At 70.9% G+C, this 18,870-nt stretch carries 19 protein-coding genes and 1 pseudogene; 6 read left to right on the forward strand and 14 right to left on the reverse strand.

Annotated features, from left to right (window positions below):
- Positions 1-83 precede the first annotated feature (83 nt).
- Positions 84-287 carry a cold-shock protein gene (locus B8W67_RS09845; RefSeq protein WP_003925183.1) on the reverse strand — a complete coding sequence of 68 codons (204 nt, stop codon included), beginning with the start codon at positions 285-287 and terminating at the stop codon, positions 84-86.
- 323 nt (positions 288-610) lie between these two features.
- Between B8W67_RS09845 and B8W67_RS09850 the strand changes: the two genes are divergently transcribed.
- Together B8W67_RS09850 and B8W67_RS20845 are read left to right on the forward strand one after the other, a co-directional pair.
- Positions 611-2,992, forward strand: a complete 2,382-nt coding sequence (locus tag B8W67_RS09850; RefSeq protein WP_085303742.1) for a DNA 3'-5' helicase SftH — start codon at positions 611-613, stop codon at positions 2,990-2,992.
- 5 nt (positions 2,993-2,997) lie between these two features.
- Entirely contained in the window at positions 2,998-4,014 is a 1,017-nt protein-coding gene (locus B8W67_RS20845; RefSeq protein ID WP_163797273.1) for a PAS domain-containing protein, read from the forward strand.
- 74 nt (positions 4,015-4,088) lie between these two features.
- Here B8W67_RS20845 and B8W67_RS21625 read toward each other — a convergent pair.
- The 7 genes and pseudogenes from B8W67_RS21625 to ssd all read right to left on the reverse strand — a co-directional run.
- Positions 4,089-4,445, reverse strand: a pseudogene (locus B8W67_RS21625) (Rv3654c family TadE-like protein); the annotation flags it as partial.
- Complete coding sequence (locus tag B8W67_RS09860) at positions 4,363-4,689, reverse strand: TadE family type IV pilus minor pilin (protein ID WP_085303811.1); 327 nt, start codon at positions 4,687-4,689, stop codon at positions 4,363-4,365. The gene B8W67_RS09860 and the pseudogene B8W67_RS21625, both read right to left, overlap by 83 nt.
- Before the next feature lie 5 nt (positions 4,690-4,694).
- On the reverse strand, positions 4,695-4,892 hold the full coding sequence (locus B8W67_RS09865) for a DUF4244 domain-containing protein (protein WP_069393105.1): 198 nt from the start codon (positions 4,890-4,892) through the stop codon (positions 4,695-4,697).
- Positions 4,893-4,934: 42 nt separating this feature from the next.
- The gene (locus tag B8W67_RS09870) at positions 4,935-5,507 is read right to left on the reverse strand and encodes a type II secretion system F family protein (protein WP_085303744.1); all 573 of its coding nucleotides are present in this window, start codon (positions 5,505-5,507) and stop codon (positions 4,935-4,937) included.
- Positions 5,504-6,304 (reverse strand): type II secretion system F family protein, encoded by an 801-nt coding sequence (locus tag B8W67_RS09875; RefSeq protein ID WP_085303746.1) that lies wholly within the window; start codon positions 6,302-6,304, stop codon positions 5,504-5,506. Before B8W67_RS09875 ends, B8W67_RS09870 begins: the two co-directional genes overlap by 4 nt.
- A complete protein-coding gene (locus B8W67_RS09880) occupies positions 6,301-7,467 on the reverse strand; it encodes a TadA family conjugal transfer-associated ATPase (RefSeq protein WP_085303748.1) in 1,167 nt (388 codons plus the stop codon). The genes B8W67_RS09875 and B8W67_RS09880 overlap by 4 nt, the downstream gene beginning before the upstream one ends.
- Positions 7,464-8,540, reverse strand: coding sequence for a septum site-determining protein Ssd (gene ssd, locus B8W67_RS09885; protein ID WP_372507499.1), 1,077 nt, complete (start codon positions 8,538-8,540; stop codon positions 7,464-7,466). Before ssd ends, B8W67_RS09880 begins: the two co-directional genes overlap by 4 nt.
- A 360-nt stretch (positions 8,541-8,900) precedes the next feature.
- Between ssd and B8W67_RS09890 the strand changes: the two genes are divergently transcribed.
- Positions 8,901-9,755 carry an HAD-IB family hydrolase gene (locus tag B8W67_RS09890; protein WP_085303750.1) on the forward strand — a complete coding sequence of 285 codons (855 nt, stop codon included), beginning with the start codon at positions 8,901-8,903 and terminating at the stop codon, positions 9,753-9,755.
- Between the two features lie 365 nt (positions 9,756-10,120).
- Here the strand turns inward: B8W67_RS09890 and B8W67_RS09900 are convergent, their stop codons facing one another.
- Positions 10,121-10,930 (reverse strand): oxidoreductase, encoded by an 810-nt coding sequence (locus tag B8W67_RS09900; protein ID WP_085303752.1) that lies wholly within the window; start codon positions 10,928-10,930, stop codon positions 10,121-10,123.
- Between the two features lie 86 nt (positions 10,931-11,016).
- Between B8W67_RS09900 and acs the strand changes: the two genes are divergently transcribed.
- Positions 11,017-12,954, forward strand: a complete 1,938-nt coding sequence (gene acs, locus B8W67_RS09905) for an acetate--CoA ligase (protein WP_085303754.1) — start codon at positions 11,017-11,019, stop codon at positions 12,952-12,954.
- 25 nt (positions 12,955-12,979) lie between these two features.
- On the opposite strand, the gene B8W67_RS09910 is transcribed toward acs, so the two are convergent.
- A complete protein-coding gene (locus B8W67_RS09910; RefSeq protein WP_085303815.1) occupies positions 12,980-13,669 on the reverse strand; it encodes a chymotrypsin family serine protease in 690 nt (229 codons plus the stop codon).
- A gap of 189 nt (positions 13,670-13,858) precedes the next feature.
- Between B8W67_RS09910 and B8W67_RS09915 the strand changes: the two genes are divergently transcribed.
- Entirely contained in the window at positions 13,859-14,380 is a 522-nt protein-coding gene (locus B8W67_RS09915) for a phage holin family protein (RefSeq protein WP_109561761.1), read from the forward strand.
- Positions 14,381-15,334, forward strand: a complete 954-nt coding sequence (locus tag B8W67_RS09920) for an alpha/beta fold hydrolase (RefSeq protein WP_085303756.1) — start codon at positions 14,381-14,383, stop codon at positions 15,332-15,334.
- Positions 15,335-15,349: 15 nt separating this feature from the next.
- On the opposite strand, the gene marP is transcribed toward B8W67_RS09920, so the two are convergent.
- The 4 genes from marP to nth are packed head-to-tail and all read right to left on the reverse strand — an operon-like array spanning position 15,350 to position 18,826.
- Complete coding sequence (gene marP, locus B8W67_RS09925) at positions 15,350-16,537, reverse strand: acid resistance serine protease MarP (protein WP_085303758.1); 1,188 nt, start codon at positions 16,535-16,537, stop codon at positions 15,350-15,352.
- A gap of 4 nt (positions 16,538-16,541) precedes the next feature.
- A complete protein-coding gene (locus tag B8W67_RS09930) occupies positions 16,542-17,339 on the reverse strand; it encodes an NUDIX hydrolase (protein WP_234806719.1) in 798 nt (265 codons plus the stop codon).
- A gap of 49 nt (positions 17,340-17,388) precedes the next feature.
- A complete protein-coding gene (locus tag B8W67_RS09935) occupies positions 17,389-18,042 on the reverse strand; it encodes a TlpA family protein disulfide reductase (RefSeq protein ID WP_085303762.1) in 654 nt (217 codons plus the stop codon).
- Between the two features lie 7 nt (positions 18,043-18,049).
- Entirely contained in the window at positions 18,050-18,826 is a 777-nt protein-coding gene (gene nth / locus B8W67_RS09940; protein WP_085303764.1) for an endonuclease III, read from the reverse strand.
- Positions 18,827-18,870 lie beyond the last annotated feature (44 nt).

Here is an 18,870-nt window from a genome sequence, read left to right on the forward strand (position 1 = left end):
GCTGACAACCCGCCGAAACGCAGATCCCCCGCCCGGAATCCGCACTCGGACCCGGACGGGGGACTGTCGTCAGACCTGCTGTGTTAGATGGAACGCACGCCCGTAGCCTGCGGCCCCTTGGGGCTCTGGCCGACCTCGAATTCGACCCGCTGGTTCTCTTCAAGGGTGCGGAAGCCTGATCCCTGGATCTCCGTGTAGTGGACAAACACATCGGCGGAGCCATCTTCAGGGGCGATGAAACCGAACCCCTTCTCCGCGTTGAACCACTTCACAGTTCCCTGTGGCATTTGTCGATCTTTCCTTCTCTACTAACCGGGTGCCGGTGCACCGTCGTTCGGTGCACCGAGTTTCGGTGCCCCGGGTCGGCTGCGGCCACGCCGCCTGCCGGCCCACACCGGAGGATTCTCCGGACGATGACCTCGCAGGAACGCAGCCGTAACGGAAGTCCTGCGAAGTTTTGACACGAACACAGAAGCTACGACCGTCCATCAGTCAACCACGTTCTGCACGTCGGCGACAGACGTGGGAGGTCAAATGCGCACAATTGGTCTCTATCGGGCTCATCTCGGCGTGCCCATCCCGGGGCCAGCCGACCGGCAGGAGGGAACCGATGACCAGTTTTGGCGCCGCGCTGCTGCACGCCGCCCGCGCCGGGGTGCCGGCCGGGGAGGACCCGGTGCGCCACGTCGCCGAACTGCCCGCACGCACCGCGCGGTTCAGCACCTGGCCGGACTGGGTGAGCCCCCCGGTGCGCCGGGCGTTCACCGAGCGCGGCATCGCCACCCCGTGGTCGCATCAGATCGACGCCGCCGATCGAGCCCACCGCGGCCAGCACGTCGTGCTGGCGACCGGAACCGCGTCGGGCAAGTCCCTGGCCTATCAGCTTCCCGCGCTCAACGCGGTCGCCACCGACGCGCGGGCCCGCGTGCTGTATCTGTCGCCGACCAAGGCGCTCGGCCACGACCAGCTGCGGGCCGCCCAGCAGTTGGTCGCCGCGGTGCCGGCGCTGGCCGACACGGTGGCACCGGTCGGTTACGACGGGGACAGCCCGCTCGAGGTACGCCGGTTCGCTCGCGAACATTCCCGGTGGCTGTTCTCCAACCCCGACATGGTGCACCTGACGCTGTTGCGCAACCATGCCCGCTGGTCGGTGTTCCTGCGACATCTCCGCTTCATCATCGTCGACGAATGCCATTACTATCGCGGAATTTTCGGCTCCCACGTGGCGCTGGTGCTGCGCCGGCTGCTTCGGCTGTGCGCCCGCTACGCCGGCACCGGCGCGCGAGTGCGGCCACCGACGGTCATCTTCGCCAGCGCCACCACCGCCGAGCCCGGCCGCACCGCCTCCGACCTGATCGGCGCGCCGGTCACCGAGGTCACCGACGACGGCTCCCCCCAGGGCGCGCGAACGGTCGCGTTGTGGGAGCCAGCCCTTTCCGCCGAGCCGGCCGGGGAGAACGGCGCCCCGGTGCGCCGCTCCGCCGGGGCCGAGGCGGCCCGGGTGATGGCGGATCTGATCGCCGAAGGTGCCGCCACCCTGACGTTCGTGCGGTCCCGGCGCGGCGCGGAGCTCACCGCGCTGGGCGCGCGCACCCGGTTGAGCGAGATCGCTCCGGCGCTGGCCACGACGGTCGCGTCGTATCGGGCCGGCTATCTCGCCGAGGACCGTCGGGAGCTGGAGCGCGCCCTCGCCGACGGCGAGTTGCGCGGACTGGCCGCCACCAATGCCCTGGAACTCGGCATCGACATCGCCGGCTTGGACGCGGTGGTGCTCGCCGGGTTCCCCGGCACCATCACCTCTTTCTGGCAGCAGGCCGGTCGCTCGGGCCGGCGCGGCCAGGGTGCGCTGATCGTGCTGGTGGCCCGTGACGATCCGCTGGACACCTACCTGGTGCACCATCCGGCGGCACTACTGGACAAGGCGATCGAACGTGTCGTCGTCGACCACACCAACCCGTACGTTCTTGCGCCTCAACTGCACTGCGCAGCAACCGAACTGCCCTTGGAGGACGCCGAGGTGCAAGCGTGGGGCGCGCAGGCCGCCGTGGCCCGGCTGGTCGACGACGGGGTGCTGCGCAAGCGGGCGGGCCGGTACTTCCCGGCCCCGGGCCCCGACCCGCATCCGGGGGTGAACATCCGCGGCGACACCGGTGGGGAGGTGCTGATCGTGGAGACCGACACCGGCCGCCTCCTCGGCGAGGTCGGCGCCGGCCAAGCAACGCTGAGCGTGCATCCCGGCGCGGTCTATCTACACCAGGGCGAGACCTACATCGTCGATGATCTGCAGCATCCCGGGCCGCACGGCGAGTCGGCGGGGATGGCGTTCGTCCACGCCGCCGACCCCGACTACACCACCCACGCCCGCCAGATCACCGAGATCAGCGTCACCGGGCCCGGCGATCGTTGCGAGTTCGGACCGGTCACCCTCGGACTGGTCCCGGTCGTGGTCACCGAGCAGGTGACCGGGTATCTGCGGCGCCGACACGGCGGAGATGTGATCGATTTCACAGAACTGGACATGCCGGCGCAGACCCTCGACACCGTCGCGGTGATGTACACGATCACCGAGGACGCTCTCGTGCAGGCTGGGCTCGATCCGCTGAGCGTGCCGGGTGCCCTGCACGCCGCCGAACACGCCGCGATCGGGTTGCTGCCGCTGGTGGCCAGTTGCGACCGCGGTGACATCGGCGGGCTGTCCACCGCCATCGGCCCCGATACCGGGTTGCCCACGGTCTTCGTCTACGACGGCCACCCCGGCGGCGCCGGCTTCGCCGAACAGGGCTTCCGCCGGGCCGCCACCTGGCTGTCGGCGACCGCGGACGCGATCACCGCATGCGAGTGCCCGCACGGATGCCCGTCGTGCGTGCAGTCCCCGAAATGCGGCAACGGCAACGAGCCGCTGGACAAGGCGGGTGCGGTGAGGGTGCTGCACCGGGTGCTCGCCGCGTTGGGCTCTATCGCGGGCCCGCGGCCCCACCGGTCGGTACAGTAACGGTCATGGGCCACGACTGGTTGCTCGTGGAGACACTGGGCGAGGAACCCACCGTGGTCGCAGAGGGTGCGACGCTGAAGGATCTGGTTCCGCTGGCGATATTTCTGCGGCGCAGCCCGTACCGCGCGGCCGTCCAGACCGCGATCACCGAGACCGTGCAAAACGGTGAGTCACTGGCCAGCATCACCCCCAAACACGCCCGGGTCATTCGGACCGAACCGGTGAAGATGCCCGACGGCCGGGTGCACGGGGTCCACGTCTGGCTGGGACCGGCATCAGCCGAACCCCCCGAGCGTCAGCGACCCGGGGCGCTGAAGTGGGATCTGACCTCCCACACCGCGATCGACACTGCCGAGTCGCTGGTCAACGCGGGCAAAGACCTGCACGCCGAGGGCATCCACGAACGTGCGTTCACCGACGACCTCCCGGCTCGTGAGCTGACCCACAATGAGGCACAGGTCGTGGCGCTGGCGATCAAAGCCGAACCGGGCCATGCATTGTGCAGCAGCTGGGATGTGACCGACTGGCAGGACAACCCGATCCGGGTGTCGTTCGTGGCGCGTATCTTCTTGGAGCCCACCGCCGACGGCGTGGACCATTTGGTGGCACGTGGGATGAACTGGCGCGGTCAACTCGACGAGGAGATCTTGGCGCCTGAACAATTGGCCCAGCGGGTGCTCGACGCACTGGCGCAGCCGGGGGTGCATCGCGCCCTGGTCGACCTGGACACCTGGACGCTGCTGCGCTGGCTCGATGAACCGTGCCCGTTTGACGACTGGCGCTCCGGAGAACTCGGCGAGCAGCGCGTGCACCCCGACGACACGCCCCTGATGGAGTCGATGCGCACCGAATTCGAGCACGGCCCCACCTCGCGGGTGCTGCGGCTGCGTCGCGCCGACGACGACTGGGTACCGTTGCACGTCACCGTGAACCGCGTCGAACTGGAGGACAACGAACCCATGGGTCTGGTGGCGCTGCGGCTGCCCAGCGACGCCGAACTCGCCGACGCGGGTCTGCACTGAGCCCCTGCACCCACCGGCCCGGCACGAGCGGCCGCCCGGGCTGCCCCGGGAACGCCGACACCGACCACCGACAGCGGCACCGTCACCACCACCACAACGTCGAGATCCTGGATGGCACAGTCGATGTCATCGAATCCCATAGCGTGCGCAAGTTCGCGAGCCCGGTCGCAGGCGCGGTCCCGACCGCCGGGTAGCCGCGCCGCCGCGGCCAGTGCGGCGAGGTCGGCGGCGGTCTGCGCCCGGTGGCGGGCCACCAGCACCGCACCGAACTGCACGCCGAATCCGGTCACGACCAGCATCAGCACCACCATGATCGCGCCGAGGACGGTGGCCGATCCGCGCTCGCCGTCAGGGTTCCGCTGCCGCGATCCCGGTCGCCGAGATCGACACCGCGGCAAGAATGGTCGGGTGAGCAGTAACCGTGGCGACATACACCGGTCCGTCGCGGCGCAGCTGCACGGTTGACCCCGAGGGTGCGATCTGCTGCGCCACCGCGACCGCTGCCGACTCGTCACCACGCGCGGCCAACCGCGCGGCCTCCCGGGCCGCATCGATGCACCGCAGGTGCAGACCGATCGCAGCCAGCCCGGCCACGCAGACCAGCAGCACCGAGACCAGGCTGGCGATGGCCAGTGCCGCTTCGACGGTGCTCGAGCCGGCCGTGTCACCGAGCAGCCCCCTCAGACGCGGGTGTTCAACGCCCGCCCGATGATCCGGGTGAGTGCCGCGACCACTGAGTCGCCGGTGACCACCGTGTAGAGGATGGCACCGAAGGCCGCTGCGGCTATCGTTCCGATGGCGTACTCGACGGTCGACATCCCGGTCTCGTCGGCCACGGCCATCAACAGCCGCGTCCGCAGGGTCTCGATCATGGTCATTGTTCGTTCCTTTCTTCGAAATCGCTTGACCCCGATGGGGCTTCATAACAACCCCGATCGCATTATGTTGCCCGCCAGCCCGGCGATGACCGGGACGATTCCCAGACAGACGAATGCCGGCAGGAAACACAGGCCCAGCGGTCCGGCGATGAGGACACCGGCTCGCTCGGCGGCGGCCGTCGCGGTGTCGCGGGTCTCCCGGCGGCACTCGGCGGCCAGATCGGCGACCCCACCGGCCAGTGCGGTGCCCGACTGCGCTGAGCGGCGCGCCATCCGCAGCAGGGCGTCCAGGTGTGGATCGTGTGGATCGGTGAGCGCCGGCGCCCAGGCCTTCGCCGGGTCGGCCCCGAGTGCCAGCAGGTCCGCCGCGCGTCGCAGCGGACGCGCCAACGTCTCGGGGCAGCCGTCGGCCGCGGCCCTGGCAGCGGCCGCCACCGGTAGGCCGGCCGCCAGGCACACTGCGAGCAGGTCGAGGCCGGCCGCCAGGGCATGAGGGTCCACAGCGCGGGCACGGCGGGTGGCCGCGGCCGGCGCGGCGGTAGGGCGGCTCAGCCGCGCACACGGACGCGGCCCGGCGATCAGCAGCGCGAGTGCTGTCAGTACCGCGGCGATCACGACAGCACTCCGGCGACGATCCGTTGTGACCACGCCACACCGACCAGGATCAAACACACCCCGGCCACAAGGACCGCACCGCCGCCGCCACCGCCGAGTAAGAACCGCAGCGGCTGCGCACCGATCAGTTCACCGAGCAGCACGCCGATCAACGGGAGCGCCGCCAGGATCGCGGCGGTGGCCCGGGTGCCGGCCAGTGCTGCACGCAGGTGCCCGGCGTGGCGTTGGCGCGCGGCGAGGTCGCGGTGGGCGGCCTGCAGCAGCGGGGCGATCCGCACTCCGTGTTCGTGGGCCACCTGCCAGCAGATGGCCATCCGCTCCCAGTACGGCACCAGCGCCGGCACGCTGGGCAGGCGCCGCAGCGCGCCGGGGACGTCGGCGCCGAGACGCGCTCCGGCTGCCACCGAGCGCAGGCCCTGGCGTACCGCGCCGGGTTCGGCGTCGTCGGCGGCGACGAGCAACCCGGCGACAGGATCCGCGCCGATGCGCAACTCACCGATGAGCACCTCCAGTGTCGCGTTCAGCGTGCGCCGTGCCGCGCGGTCGCGCCGCTCCCGCCGTGTGGCCCGCCACTGCAGTCCGCCGGCGCCTGTGAGCACTGCCAGCGCGACCACCACCGAGACGGGAACCGCTGCGGCGACACCGGCGACGGCCGATGCGGCGACGACCACCGCCGCGGCACGCCGAAGCCGGCGGGGAAACCGGCGGGGCGGCGCGGCCGCGAGCCGGTGATACGGGGCCGGCGTGATCACCGCGGCACCGGCGAGCGCCAGGGCGGACACCGTCACCGCGGTCACGACGCACTCCGGTCGAGGATGGCGCCCAGTTCCGGGGGCATGGCGGTCGGTGGGCGCCGGTCCACGTGCCACACGGTGTGCACACCGACCAGTCCCGAGGGTTCGCGGCGCAGCACCGCGATCTCCTGCAGTCGGCGTCGGCCCGACCGGTCGCGCCCCAGGTGCAGCAGCACCCGCACCGCAGCGGCCACCTGGCTGTGCAGCGCGGCGCGATCGAGTCCACCGAGAGCCCCCAGCGCCTCGAGCCGCGCCGGCACCTCCGTCGGGCTGTTGGCGTGCACCGTTCCCGCACCGCCGTCATGCCCGGTGTTCAATGCGGTCAGCAGGTCCACCACCTCCGCCCCGCGCACCTCGCCGACGACGATCCGGTCGGGGCGCATCCGCAACGCCTGGCGGACCAGTTGACGCACGGTGACTTCCCCGACGCCCTCCACGTTGGCGCAGCGCGCCACCAGATTGACCAGGTGCGGGTGCGCCGGCGCCAACTCGGGGGCGTCTTCGACACACACGATCCGTTCATTCGGGGCGACCGCACCCAACAGCGCCGCGAGCAGGGTGGTTTTCCCCGCTCCGGTACCGCCTGAGATCAAAAACGCCGCCCGCGCGGCGAGGATCGCCTCGACCAGCGGCACGGCCGTCGCGGCGATCGCCCCGGCGGCGATGAGCGCAGCCAGATCCTGGGTGGCCGCGCGCAGCACCCGTAGCGACAGGCACGTCCCACCGGCGACCACCGGCGGCAGAATCGCGTGCACGCGCACCCCGACGCCCGGCCCGGCCAGGCCGGCGAGTTGGCCGTCGACCCACGGCTGGGCGTCATCGAGGCGCCGGCCGGCCGCCAGGGCCAATCGCTGGGCCAGTCGGCGCACCGCCGCCTCGTCGGGGAAACACACCGCCGTGCGTCGCAGACCTGCACCGTCATCGATCCACACCTGGTCCGGTGCGGTCACCAAGACGTCGGAGACTCCGGGTGCCCGCAGGAGCGGATCCAAGACGCCGGCACCGCAAAGCTCGGTCTGCAGAGCTCGAAGACCGGCCAACGCCTCGGTATCACCCAACACCCCACCGGATTCGGCACGCAGTGCTGCCGCCACCGCAGCGGGGCGCAGAGGCACGCGTTGATGCGCCAACCGATCCCGAACCCGGTCGAGCAGGCCGTCGTTCACGCGGCCCGCCCACAGGTCGCGGTGTCGAGCACCGCCAGTACCCGCCGCGCCGCGACCGCCAGCCCCTCGTTGCGGCGCAGCCGTAATCGTCCGAGCTCCACCCGAGCGGCGAGTCGGGGCTCGGCACGCAGCGCAGCGAGCACGGGAGCCGCCGTGAGTTCGGCGATCTGGGCGGCCTGTAAACCTCCGGGAGCGGGACCGCGCACCACCAGACCGACGTTGGGGTTGCGGGCGGTCAGCACCGGAAGGAACGCTGCGGTGGCCGCCGCCGCCCGAACATCGCAACGGGTCAGTACCGCAACCAGATCGGCCGCAGACAAGGCGGTTTCGACTGCTTCGGTGAGTCGCCTGGGAAGATCGCACACCACCGTCGCGCCACCGCGTCGCGCCGCATCCAGCACGGCAGCGACAGCGCCCGGGTTGAGCTCGTGGCAGTGCCGTCCCGCGGAGAGAACCACCGCACCGCAATGGGTCGGCAACGCATCGCGCACCGTCGGCCACGGCAGCCGACCGCCTTGCAAATTCAAGTCCGGCCAACGCATCTCATCGCTCATGTCGTCGGCCATGAGTAAATCGATACCGCCGCTCCAGGGATCCAGATCGATGAGCGCCGCCTTCGGCGCCGTCTGGGTCAGTGCCGCACTGAACAGTGAGGCACCCGCCCCACCACAGCCGCCGATCACCGCCGCAACCCGCCCCTCACCACGGTCCTCGCCTTGGGGCTCGGCCGCTTCGGCCAACACCGAGGCCAGTACCGACTCATCCAGGGGGACTGTCAATACCTGATGGGCTCCGATGGTTACCGCGGCTTCCCAGGTCGTCGGCCGTACGTCGGAACCGGCCACAACCACCAGCACATGGTCGCGGCGCGGCAGCGCAACCGGAGCGCTCTCGGCGCAGAGTTTCACGGTGGGCTCGTCAATGATCACCGCAGCGGCGGCCGACCATTCCCGGCGCCCGGGAATGTCCTCGGTGTGCACGACGTGCACACCGACCGCGGCCGCGATGCGTTCGATCTCGTTACGCAGCACCGGATCGACCACTGCCGTCAACATCGCGGGGGTTGTCACCATGGGGCTCAGCCTGCGACCACGGCGCGACCGGCGCCAGTCACCCCGGCATCGACTGGGGATGGATCTCCGACTGTGCAGGGAACTGCGTGCTGGTGCCGGGAATAGAAAGGGGACGACCCCCGCCAGGGGGGGAGGAGGCGAGGGTCGTCGTGCATCAACCCCGGGGGGTCGGGCTGATACACCCTCGGACATAAGCCGAGTAATGGCTACTATACACGCGGCCACGCAGGTCGACGCAAGGTTTGCGACGAAGATCGGGGCGTGTCGGAGGGGCCCACCAAAGCCCTCCCGGAACCACTCCTGAAACCCACTGTGCGAGACCTCGCCGAGACGGCCGACGAGTCCCTTTATGCTGGGACGGTGACCGCCTCCGACCCGGCCACGGGGCCGCAACCGGCGCCGGACCTCGCCCCGACGGCGCGGGGGGTCCGCTCGGCCGCGTTTTTCGACCTGGACAAAACCGTCATCGCCAAATCCAGCGCGCTGGCGTTCAATAAGCCGTTCGCCGCCGAGGGGTTACTCGGCCGTAGGGCGGTATTGCGCTCCAGTTATGCGCAATTTCTCTTTCTGGTCTCCGGCGCCGACCACGATCAGGTCGACCGGCTGCGCGCACATCTGACCCAGATGTGCGCGGGATGGGATGTGGAGCAGGTCAAGGCGATCGTCGCCGAGACGTTGCACGACATCGTCACCCCGTTGATCTTCGCCGAGGCAGCCGATCTGATCACCGGACACAAGCTGTGCGGGCGCGACGTGGTGGTGGTCTCCGCCTCGGGCGCGGAGATCGTCGCGCCGATCGCGCGGGCGCTGGGCGCCACGCACGCGATGGCGACGCAGATGGTCGTCGAGGACGGCAAGTACACCGGCGAGATCGAGTTCTACTGCTTCGGAGAGGGCAAGGCCCAGGCCATCCGGGAGTTGGCCGCCCGCGAAGGTTACGCGCTCGAGCACTGTTACGCCTACTCCGATTCGATCACCGACCTACCGATGCTGCAGACCGTCGGCCATCCGACCGCGGTCCGCCCCGACCGGGCACTGCGCAAGGAGGCGACCGCCCGCGGCTGGCCGATACTGACGTTCTCGCGCCCGGTGGCGCTGCGGGATCGACTGCCCGCGCCGTCGGGCGCGGCGGTGGCGACATCTGCCGCGGTGGCGGTCACCGCGCTGGCTGCCGGCGCGTTGAGTTACACGCTGCTACGTCGTTTCGTGTTCTGACCCGTTCCGCGGTGCCGATCCGGTAACGACGGCAAGTTACTCGCGGTTAGGCCTTGCTGTGACCGAGACCACGTAGTAGAAATGAGGCACGGAAGTCCGGTGAGGCCAAGGTCGATTCAGAAGAGAAGGGTCGACCTCCCGAGCCGGGCGACCCAGCACGGGCCTCCGGTACCCACGGGGAGCTACAGCCGCGATAATGGCAGAAGTGTTGCGGGCCTGCGTTATTGCGAAAAGCGGACGGTCTCGACAGCCCTTTGGGTGGGGTTGCAACCGAGGCGCATCGCAAGACCGCCGAGGCCACCCACGCAACCCACGTGTCGCACGCCTGGTAACCGAGTTCCGTGCTAGCGGGCGGCGCTACGCGATCAGCGGGGTGCCGCCCGCTTCATTTGGTCCAGCACCCCGGCCGCGCCGTCGGAGGTCTTGTTGGCCGCCTCGGCAATCGACACCGCCTCCCCGGCGCCGGCTTGCAGCGCCTTGCAGCACAGCACCAGCCACCCCGCCACCCCGTCGGCGGTGCCGGCGGCGAAACCTTGCGCGGCCGCACGGTAATTGCCCGAACCGCGCATCCAGGTCAACTCCGGTACGCCGAGGCCGCGCGGGTCGAGTCCGCTGGCGATCGTGATCAGCCGGGACACCGCACGGGCCACCACCCCGTCGGCGGTGCCGAACGGCGCCAGGGCCAGCAGTTCGCCGTGGGCGACCGCGGCCAGCACCGGCGCGGGCGCACGGGTGCCCCCGGTGACCAGATCGGCCAGCAGCGCCAGCCGGCGCCCGACCTGCTCGTCGGATTCGCCGTGCCGCGGCCTGCCCAACCGGTCGTCGTCGTCGACCAGGTCGGCCGCGGCCAGCATGTGCAGCTTCGCGATCGCCTGCAGCGGGGCGCGCCGCCACACCTCGACCAAGGCGGTCTCCCCGCCCTCTAAGGCTTGGGAGACCCGCAGCGCCCCGGCGAAGATCGGGTTGGTGGTGGCCGACTCGTCGACCTGAACCGGCCCGCCGTCGAGCACCGAGGACGCCCGCGCGGCCCGCAGGGCGGCTTCGGCGGCGGTCACCGGCCAGCCACGCCGGTTGGTCTTGTGCTGGTGGGCCTTGCTCAAAGCCTGGCGCGCGAGGTCGGAGGCCTCGGTCACCCCGGGCAACTCCAGCAGCGGGGCCAGCGGGTCATCGGTCACGTCCGCTCACGTTACCGTCCGCCGGTCACGGCGAACCCAGCGATCCGCGCCGACCGGAGCCCCGGCGGTGACTACGCTCGGAACACGTGAGCGCTGCTTCGACATATCCGCCCCCGCCGGAGTTCGCCGCCGCGGCCAACGCCGGGCCCGAGCTGTATCGGCAGGCCGACGCCGATCGGCTGGCGTTCTGGGCCCGCCAGGCCGAGCGGGTGTCGTGGGCCTCCCCGTTCACCGACGTGCTGGACTGGTCGCAGGCCCCGTTCGCCAAATGGTTCGTCGGCGGCACCCTCAACGTCGCCTACAACTGCGTGGACCGCCACGTCGACGCCGGTCACGGCGACCGGGTGGCAATCCACTGGGAGGGCGAACCGGTCGGTGACCGGCGCAGCCTGACCTACGCCGAACTGCGGGACGAGGTGTGCCGGGCGGCCAACGCCCTGACCGGGCTGGGGCTGCGCGCCGGTGATCGGGTCGCGATCTATCTGCCGATGATCCCCGAAGCGGTGATCGCGATGCTGGCGTGCGCGCGCCTCGGGGTGCTGCACACCGTGGTGTTCGCCGGATACTCCGCCCACGCGCTGCGCGCCCGCATCCAGGACGCGCAGGCGTCGGTGGTGATCACCGCCGACGGGCAGTTCCGGCGCGGCGCACCGGCCGAGCTCAAACCCGCCGTCGACGAGGCGGTCGCCGACTGCCCCACCGTCGATCACGTCCTGGTGGTGCGGCGCACCGGGAGCGCGGTGGCCTGGACCGACGGGCGCGACCTGTGGTGGCACGACACCGTCGGGCAGGCCTCGCCCGTACACGCCCCGGACGCCTTCGACGCCGAACATCCGCTGTTTCTGCTGTACACCTCCGGCACCACCGGCACCCCGAAAGGCATCACCCACACCAGCGGCGGCTATCTGGTGCAGACCGCCTACACGCACTACTACACCTTCGACATCAAACCGGAGACCGACGTGTTCTGGTGCACCGCCGACATCGGCTGGGTCACCGGGCACACCTACGGGGTGTACGGCCCGCTGGCCAACGGCGTCACCGAGGTGCTCTACGAGGGCACCCCGGACTGCCCGGACCGCCACCGCCACTTCGACATCATCGCCCGGTACGGCGTGACCATCTACTACACCGCGCCGACACTGATCCGGACCTTCATGAAGTGGGGACGGGAGATCCCCGACGCCCACGACCTGTCCAGCCTGCGGCTGCTGGGATCGGTCGGTGAACCGATCAACCCGGAGGCCTGGCGCTGGTTCCGCAGCGTCGTCGGCGCCGACTCGACCCCGGTCATCGACACCTGGTGGCAGACCGAGACCGGAGCGACGATGATCTGCCCGCTGCCCGGGGTGGCCGCCGCCAAGCCCGGCGCGGCGATGCGCCCGCTGCCGGGCATCTCCGCCCGGATCGTCGACGACCACGGCAACCAGCTGCAGCCGGGCACCGACCACGGTGAGCAGCCCACCGGCTACCTGGTTCTCGACGAGCCGTGGCCAGCGATGCTGCGCGGCATCTGGGGCAACCCGGAGCGTTTCATCGAGGCCTACTGGTCCCGCTTCGCCGAGCAGGGCTGGTATTTCGCCGGGGACGGCGCCCGCTACGACGCCGACGGCGACATCTGGGTACTGGGCCGCATCGATGACGTCATGAACATCTCCGGGCACCGGATCTCCACCGCGGAGGTGGAATCGGCACTGGTCGCGCACGCCGAGGTCGCCGAGGCCGCTGTCGTGGGCGCCGCCGACGCCGATACCGGTCAGGCGATCTGCGCGTTCGTGGTGCTCACCGGCGTCACCACCGACGCCGGCGAGCAGACCGTCGCGGCGCTGCGTGAGCAGGTCGCGACCGAGATCTCCCCGATCGCCCGGCCGCGTGAAATCCACTTCGTGCCGGAGTTGCCCAAGACCCGCAGCGGCAAGATCATGCGCCGGTTGCTGCGCGACGTCGCTGACGGCCGCGAGCTCGGCGACACCTCCACCCTGGTCGACCCGGGGGTCTTCGAGGCGATCCGCGCCGCCAAATAGGCCGGGCTCAGACCGGGCGGGGCCCCTACACCGGGATCGGCACGAATCCCGATCCGGCACGGTTCTTGGCGTTGATGTCGTCGAGGACCGCGGTCATCGACACCACCACCGCCGGGGTGTGCAGCGGGATGTATTTGATGACGCAGTCGGGCAAGGCGTTGGAGAACGCGCCGTGGATCATTCCCACCAGCATGTTGTTGACCGTGACCGGCCCGCCGGAGTCGCCGTGCTGACCGCAGACCTGCATGACGATGGTGCCCGGATCCTGGCCCTGCCCCCAGGTGACCCCGCACGAGTTGCCGGTGGTGCGGCCCTGCTTGCAGGCCACCGTGCCGAATGCCGGGTCGGGGGCGATGCCGGCGATGACGAATCCGTCGACGTTGGCGACCGGGGCGACCTTCTCCGGGTCGAACTTGATCACCGCGTAGTCGAGGGCATCGTTGCCGGCGACCATCTCCCCGACGGTCCCGGCCCCCTCGGCGGCTTCGGCGGCGACCTGCGCGCCGGGCCCGCCGCAGTGCGCGGAGGTGAATCCGATCAGTGCGCCGGTGTTGTCGTGCCCGATCGTGGTCAGGGTGCACAGGGTGTCGCCGTCGACGACGATGCCGGAACCGCCGCCCATCGGCACCTTGTCGTCGGCGAGGGCGGCCGGGGCGCGCAGGACCGGGACGACCAGCGCGACCAGGACCGCGGTGACCACCGCGATACGTCCCATCGTGCCGTGGCGCTCGCCATGGATGATCCGCAAGGGATACTCCTGTCCGCCCGACCCGGGCCGTCAAAGTGCTGAGTCAGTCTAACGTGGCCGCCGCGGCGGCCCGGGTCCGCGCTGGCAGTTGGGTGCATCCGCCGACGTCGCTCATGGCACCATGAACCCGACGACAGCGAACCGGGAGGACCGTCTGTGAGCAAGACCGACCGCACCACCACGTCAAAACCGGGCCGCAAGGCCCCCGTGCCCTCCACCCTGACCGAGATCCCGCTGACCGACCCGCACGCGCTGCCCGCCGACCCGTCGATCGGAGCGTTGGTCAAAGACGCGACGTCGCATATGTCGACGCTGGTGCGGGCCGAGGTCGAGTTGGCCCGCGCGGAGATCACCCGCGACGTCAAGAAGGGCCTGACCGGCAGTGTCGCGTTCATCGCCGCGCTGGTGGTGCTGTTCTACTCGACGTTCTTCTTCTTCTTCTTCATCGCCGCCCTGCTCGACACCTGGCTGTACCGCTGGGCGGCCTACCTGATCGTGTTCGGGCTGATGATCGTCACCGCCACGCTGCTGGCCGTGATCGGCTATCTGAAGGTGCGGCGCATCCGCGGACCGCAGCAGACCTTGGAGACCGTGCGCGAGACCCGCACCGCGCTGACCCCCGGTCAGTCGCGCACCGCCACGCCGGCCCCCGCACCGACAGACCCGTCGGGCTGGTAGATGGCTCCCCCGGATCCGTCGATCACCCGGATCGACGGACCGTGGCGCCATCGGGACGTGCACGCCAACGGGATCCGGTTCCACCTCGTCGAGGCCGGCACCGCCGACGGTCCCGATGACGCGACCTCGGTGCCGCTGGTGCTGCTGTTGCACGGATTCGGTTCGTTCTGGTGGTCGTGGCGCCACCAGTTGCGCGGGCTCAGCGGGGCCCGGGTCGTCGCGGTCGACCTGCGCGGCTACGGCGGCAGCGACAAACCGCCACGCGGCTACGACGGCTGGACGCTCGCCGGGGATGTCACCGGGCTGATCCGCGCGCTCGGGCACTCCTCGGCGATCCTGGTCGGCCACGCCGACGGCGGGCTGATCTGCTGGGCGACCGCGGTGCTGCACCGGCGCCTGATCGCCGCGGTCGCGGTGATCAGCTCCCCGCACCCCGCGGCGCTGCGCCGCTCACTGCTCACCCACGCCGGGCAGCGCCGCGCGCTGCTGCCCACGCTGCTGGGCTACCAGTTGCCGCTGTGGCCCGAACGCCGTCTCACCCGCGACCACGGCGCGGAGATCGAACGGCTGGTGCGCTCCCGTGCCGGCGCGCGCTGGCTGGCCACCGACGACGCCGCGCAGACCCTGGCGCATCTGCGCCAGGCGATCCAGATCCCGGCCGCGGCGCACTCGGCACTGGAGTATCAGCGCTGGGCGGTGCGGACTCAGCTGCGCGACGAGGGGCGGCGGTTCATGGCCGCGATGGACGGCCAGATCACGGTGCCGATGCTGCACCTGCGCGGCGACACCGACCCCTATGTGCTCGCCGATCCGGTCGATCGCACCCTCCGCTACGCGCCGCACGGGCACTACGTCTCGGTCGCCGACGCCGGGCATTTCGCGCACGAGGAGGCCCCTGAGGCGGTCAACGACCACCTGCAGCGGTTCATCGGCGAGCGGCTCGGCCACCGCTGAGGGGGCCGGGGTGAATCAGCCCACGCAGGTCTCGGTGTTGACCGGCTGACTGTCGCCGATCTTGGCCAGTTGGCGCGACACCTCGTTGGCGGTCAACACGAACCCGGTGTCGTCGTCGTCGACCGCGGCGCCGAACACCACCCCGAGCACCCGTCCGCTCTGGTCGATCAGCGGCCCACCGGAATTGCCTTGGCGCACGGTGCCGCGGATCGTGTACACCTCGCGGTTGACGGTGGTGGTCTGGTAGATGTCCGGGCCGGACAGTTCGATGATCTCGCGGATGCGTGCCGGGGTCGCGGTGAACACCCCGCCGCCGGGGTATCCCAGCACGATGGCGTCGGTGCCCGACGGGGCAGGCTGGTCGACGAACGTCAACGGCTCCGAGGGCAGGTTGGGCACCGCGAGCAGCGAGACGTCGTGGTTGGGGTCGAACGACACGACGGTGGCGTCATACGGCGTGCCGTCGACCTCGACGGTGACCCCGGTGGAGCCGGCCACCACGTGGGCGTTGGTCATCACCCGCTGCGGGGCGACGACGAAACCGGTGCCCTCGAGCACCTTTTGGCAGCTGGTGGCCACCGCGCGGATCTTCAGCACGCTCGGCTGGGTGGCCGCCACCACGGGGCTGGTGGCCAGCGCCGAATCGGGGGCGTCGACGTTGGCGATCGGGGTGCGGCTGAACGGTTCGAGCACGGTGGGCAGCCCGGAGGTGTCCAGCAGCGCTGACAGTCGTTTCGGCACGGCCCGAAGCCAATTCGGGGCGGCGTCGTTGACGTGGCCGAGCACCCGCGAGCCGTTGATCGCCGCAGCCAGGTTCGGCTGGTCCGAGGAGGTCAACGGGGTCGCCAGGAGCCAGGCGGCCACCAGCACCACCATCAGTTGCACCCCGACGCCGATGATCGAGTCGATCCCGCGGATCACCGGGTTGCGGATCGCGCCGCGCACCGCCCGGCCCAGCACCACCCCGGCGACCTCGCCGATCACCACCAGCGACAGGATCAGAAACAGCGCGGCGAACAGCTTCGGACGTGACCCGCTGATGTGGCTGACGATGTGCGGGGCCATCAACACCCCGGCCACCCCGCCGAGCAGCACCCCGACGAACGACAACAGCGACCCCAGCGCCCCGGAGCGCCACCCCGAGATCGCGGCGATGAACGCGATCGCCACGATCGCGATATCGAGCCACTGCGACGAACTCATCGCGTCACCGTCTTCCTCGCCCCTCGCCCACCAACGTCATCGCCTCGTCCAAGGCGCGCACATCGGCGGTGTCCCACGGTCGCGCCCACCCGGCGACGTCGAGCATCGCCGAGATCACCTGCCCGGTGAATCCCCAGACCAGCATCTCGTTGAGCAGAAACGCCGGCCCGGCCCACCGGCGGGTGCGCGCATCACGGTAGACCATCAGCCGGTTCTCCGGGTTGAGGAACGCGCTCAGCGGCACCCGCGAGACGATCGCTGTCTCGGCGGTGTCGATGACACCGACCGGCCCCGGGTCCGGCGAGTACGCCAGCACCGGCACCACGTGAAATCCCGACGGCGCGATGTAGAGCCGCTCCACGGTGGCCAGCGGACGCAGCCGCTGCGGGTCGACGCCGGTCTCCTCCTGGGCCTCCCGCAGCGCGGTGGCCACCGGGCCGGCGTCGGTGTCGTCGGTGGCGCCGCCGGGGAACGCCGCCTGCCCGGCGTGGTGGCGCAGGCTGTCGGCGCGCACCGTCACCAGCAGGTCGACATCGGCCGGCGGTTCGGCAGGCGGGGCCCCGGCGGGTCCGGTGTCCGGGCCGGAGAACAACATCAGCACCGCGGCGTCGCGGCTCGCGCCGCGCAGCCGGGCCCGCGCGCCGGCGGCGGTCATCAACGCCAGTGCGTCGGCCGGCAAGCGGCTGCGGAACGCCGCCGGCACCCGATCCAGGTTGTCGACGAGCGGGCGCAGCCACGGCGGGCTGGCCTCGGGGCTGATCGCCACCCCGGAATGCGCATCGGCGCCCTCCCCGGCACTCACCGACACACCCCGATTCGCTCACGGCCGGGACCGTCGGTCGGCCGGCTCCTCACACCAACTCCCCGACCGCGGCGGCGATCTCGTCGGCGTCGGCGAACGGCCGCGGCAGGATCTGTGCCACGCTACCGTCCGCGGCCAACACCACCGTCGCAGGCATCACGTTGGGCACCGACAGCGCCGCGGCGATGCTGCGGGTGCCGTCCTGCAGCGTCGGAAGGTGCACCCCGAGGTCGGCCAACAGGTGCAACGCCGCGGCCTCGTTCTCGTCCTGATGGACGGTGACCACCTGCACCCGGGGGCCGACGCGGCGTTGATACTCCGCCATCGCCGGCAGCTCCGCGCGGCACGGCCCGCACCAGTAGGCCCACAGGTTCAGCACACTCGGCCGCCCGGCCAGCGCCGCGGCGACGGCCACCGGCCGCCCGTCGGCGGCGCACTCCACCACCACCGCGTGCAGCGGCGAGTCCCCGGCGGCCGGCGCCGCCGCGGAATCCGCGCCCGGGCACGGTTGCAGGTCGGCGCGGCGGCGCGGTTCGACCAGTGCCGCGGCGGTGTCGGCGTCACGGTGGTCGCGCGCGACGGGCGGGCCCGGTGACCGCGCCGACTCCCCCGGGGTGTCGTCACGCAACTCCAGCGCCAACGCGACGATCAGTGCGGTCACCACCGCCAGCACCGCCACCGTCCACCGCATCGCTGTGCTCACCGCCGGGTTACAACCCGACCATGGCCAGCAGGTGCTCGGCTTCGGGTCCTTTGACCAGTGCCGCCGCCGTCAGCGGGTCGACCGGCCCGGTCCCGTAGGACGGACAGTCCTTGGCGAGCACGCAGGCGCCGCAGGCGGGTTTGCGGGCGTGGCAGACCCGCCTGCCGTGGAAGATGACGCGGTGGCTCAGCAGCGTCCAGTCGGCGCGCTCGAACAGCGCGCCGACTGCGTGCTCGACCTTCACCGGGTCCTGCTCGGTGGTCCAGTTCCACCGCCGCACCAGCCTCCCGAAGTGGGTGTCGACGGTGATGCCGGGGACCGCAAAGGCGTTCCCCAAGATCACGTTCGCGGTTTTGCGCCCCACCCCCGGTAGGGTCACCAGGTCCTCGATGCGGTCGGGCACCGCACCGTCGAACCGTTCCACCAGCGCCTGCCCCAGCCGGATCAACGAATCGGTCTTGTTGCGGTAGAACCCGGTCGGGCGCACGATCTGCTCCAGCTCGCCGCGGTCGGCCCGGGCGTAGTCCCAGGCGGTGCGGTAGCGGGCGAACAGCGCCGGGGTGGTCAGGTTGACCCTCTTGTCGGTGCTCTGCGCGGACAAGATGGTGGCCACCGCCAACTCCAGCGGCGTGGTGAAGTCCAGTTCGCAGTGCGCGTCGGGGAAGGCCAGGGCCAACGTCCGGTTCATCCGCCGGGCCCGACGCACCAGTCCCAGGCGCGTCTCCGCGCTCCAGTCCTTCGGCCTCGACGCCGGCCGATCACGGTTGGCCACGCTCACGCTCATAGGGTACTGATTCGTGATCACGACGAGCCCGTCACCGTGACCTG

It is taken from the genome of Mycolicibacillus koreensis, assembly GCF_002104795.1.
Classification (GTDB): domain Bacteria; phylum Actinomycetota; class Actinomycetes; order Mycobacteriales; family Mycobacteriaceae; genus Mycobacterium; species Mycobacterium koreense.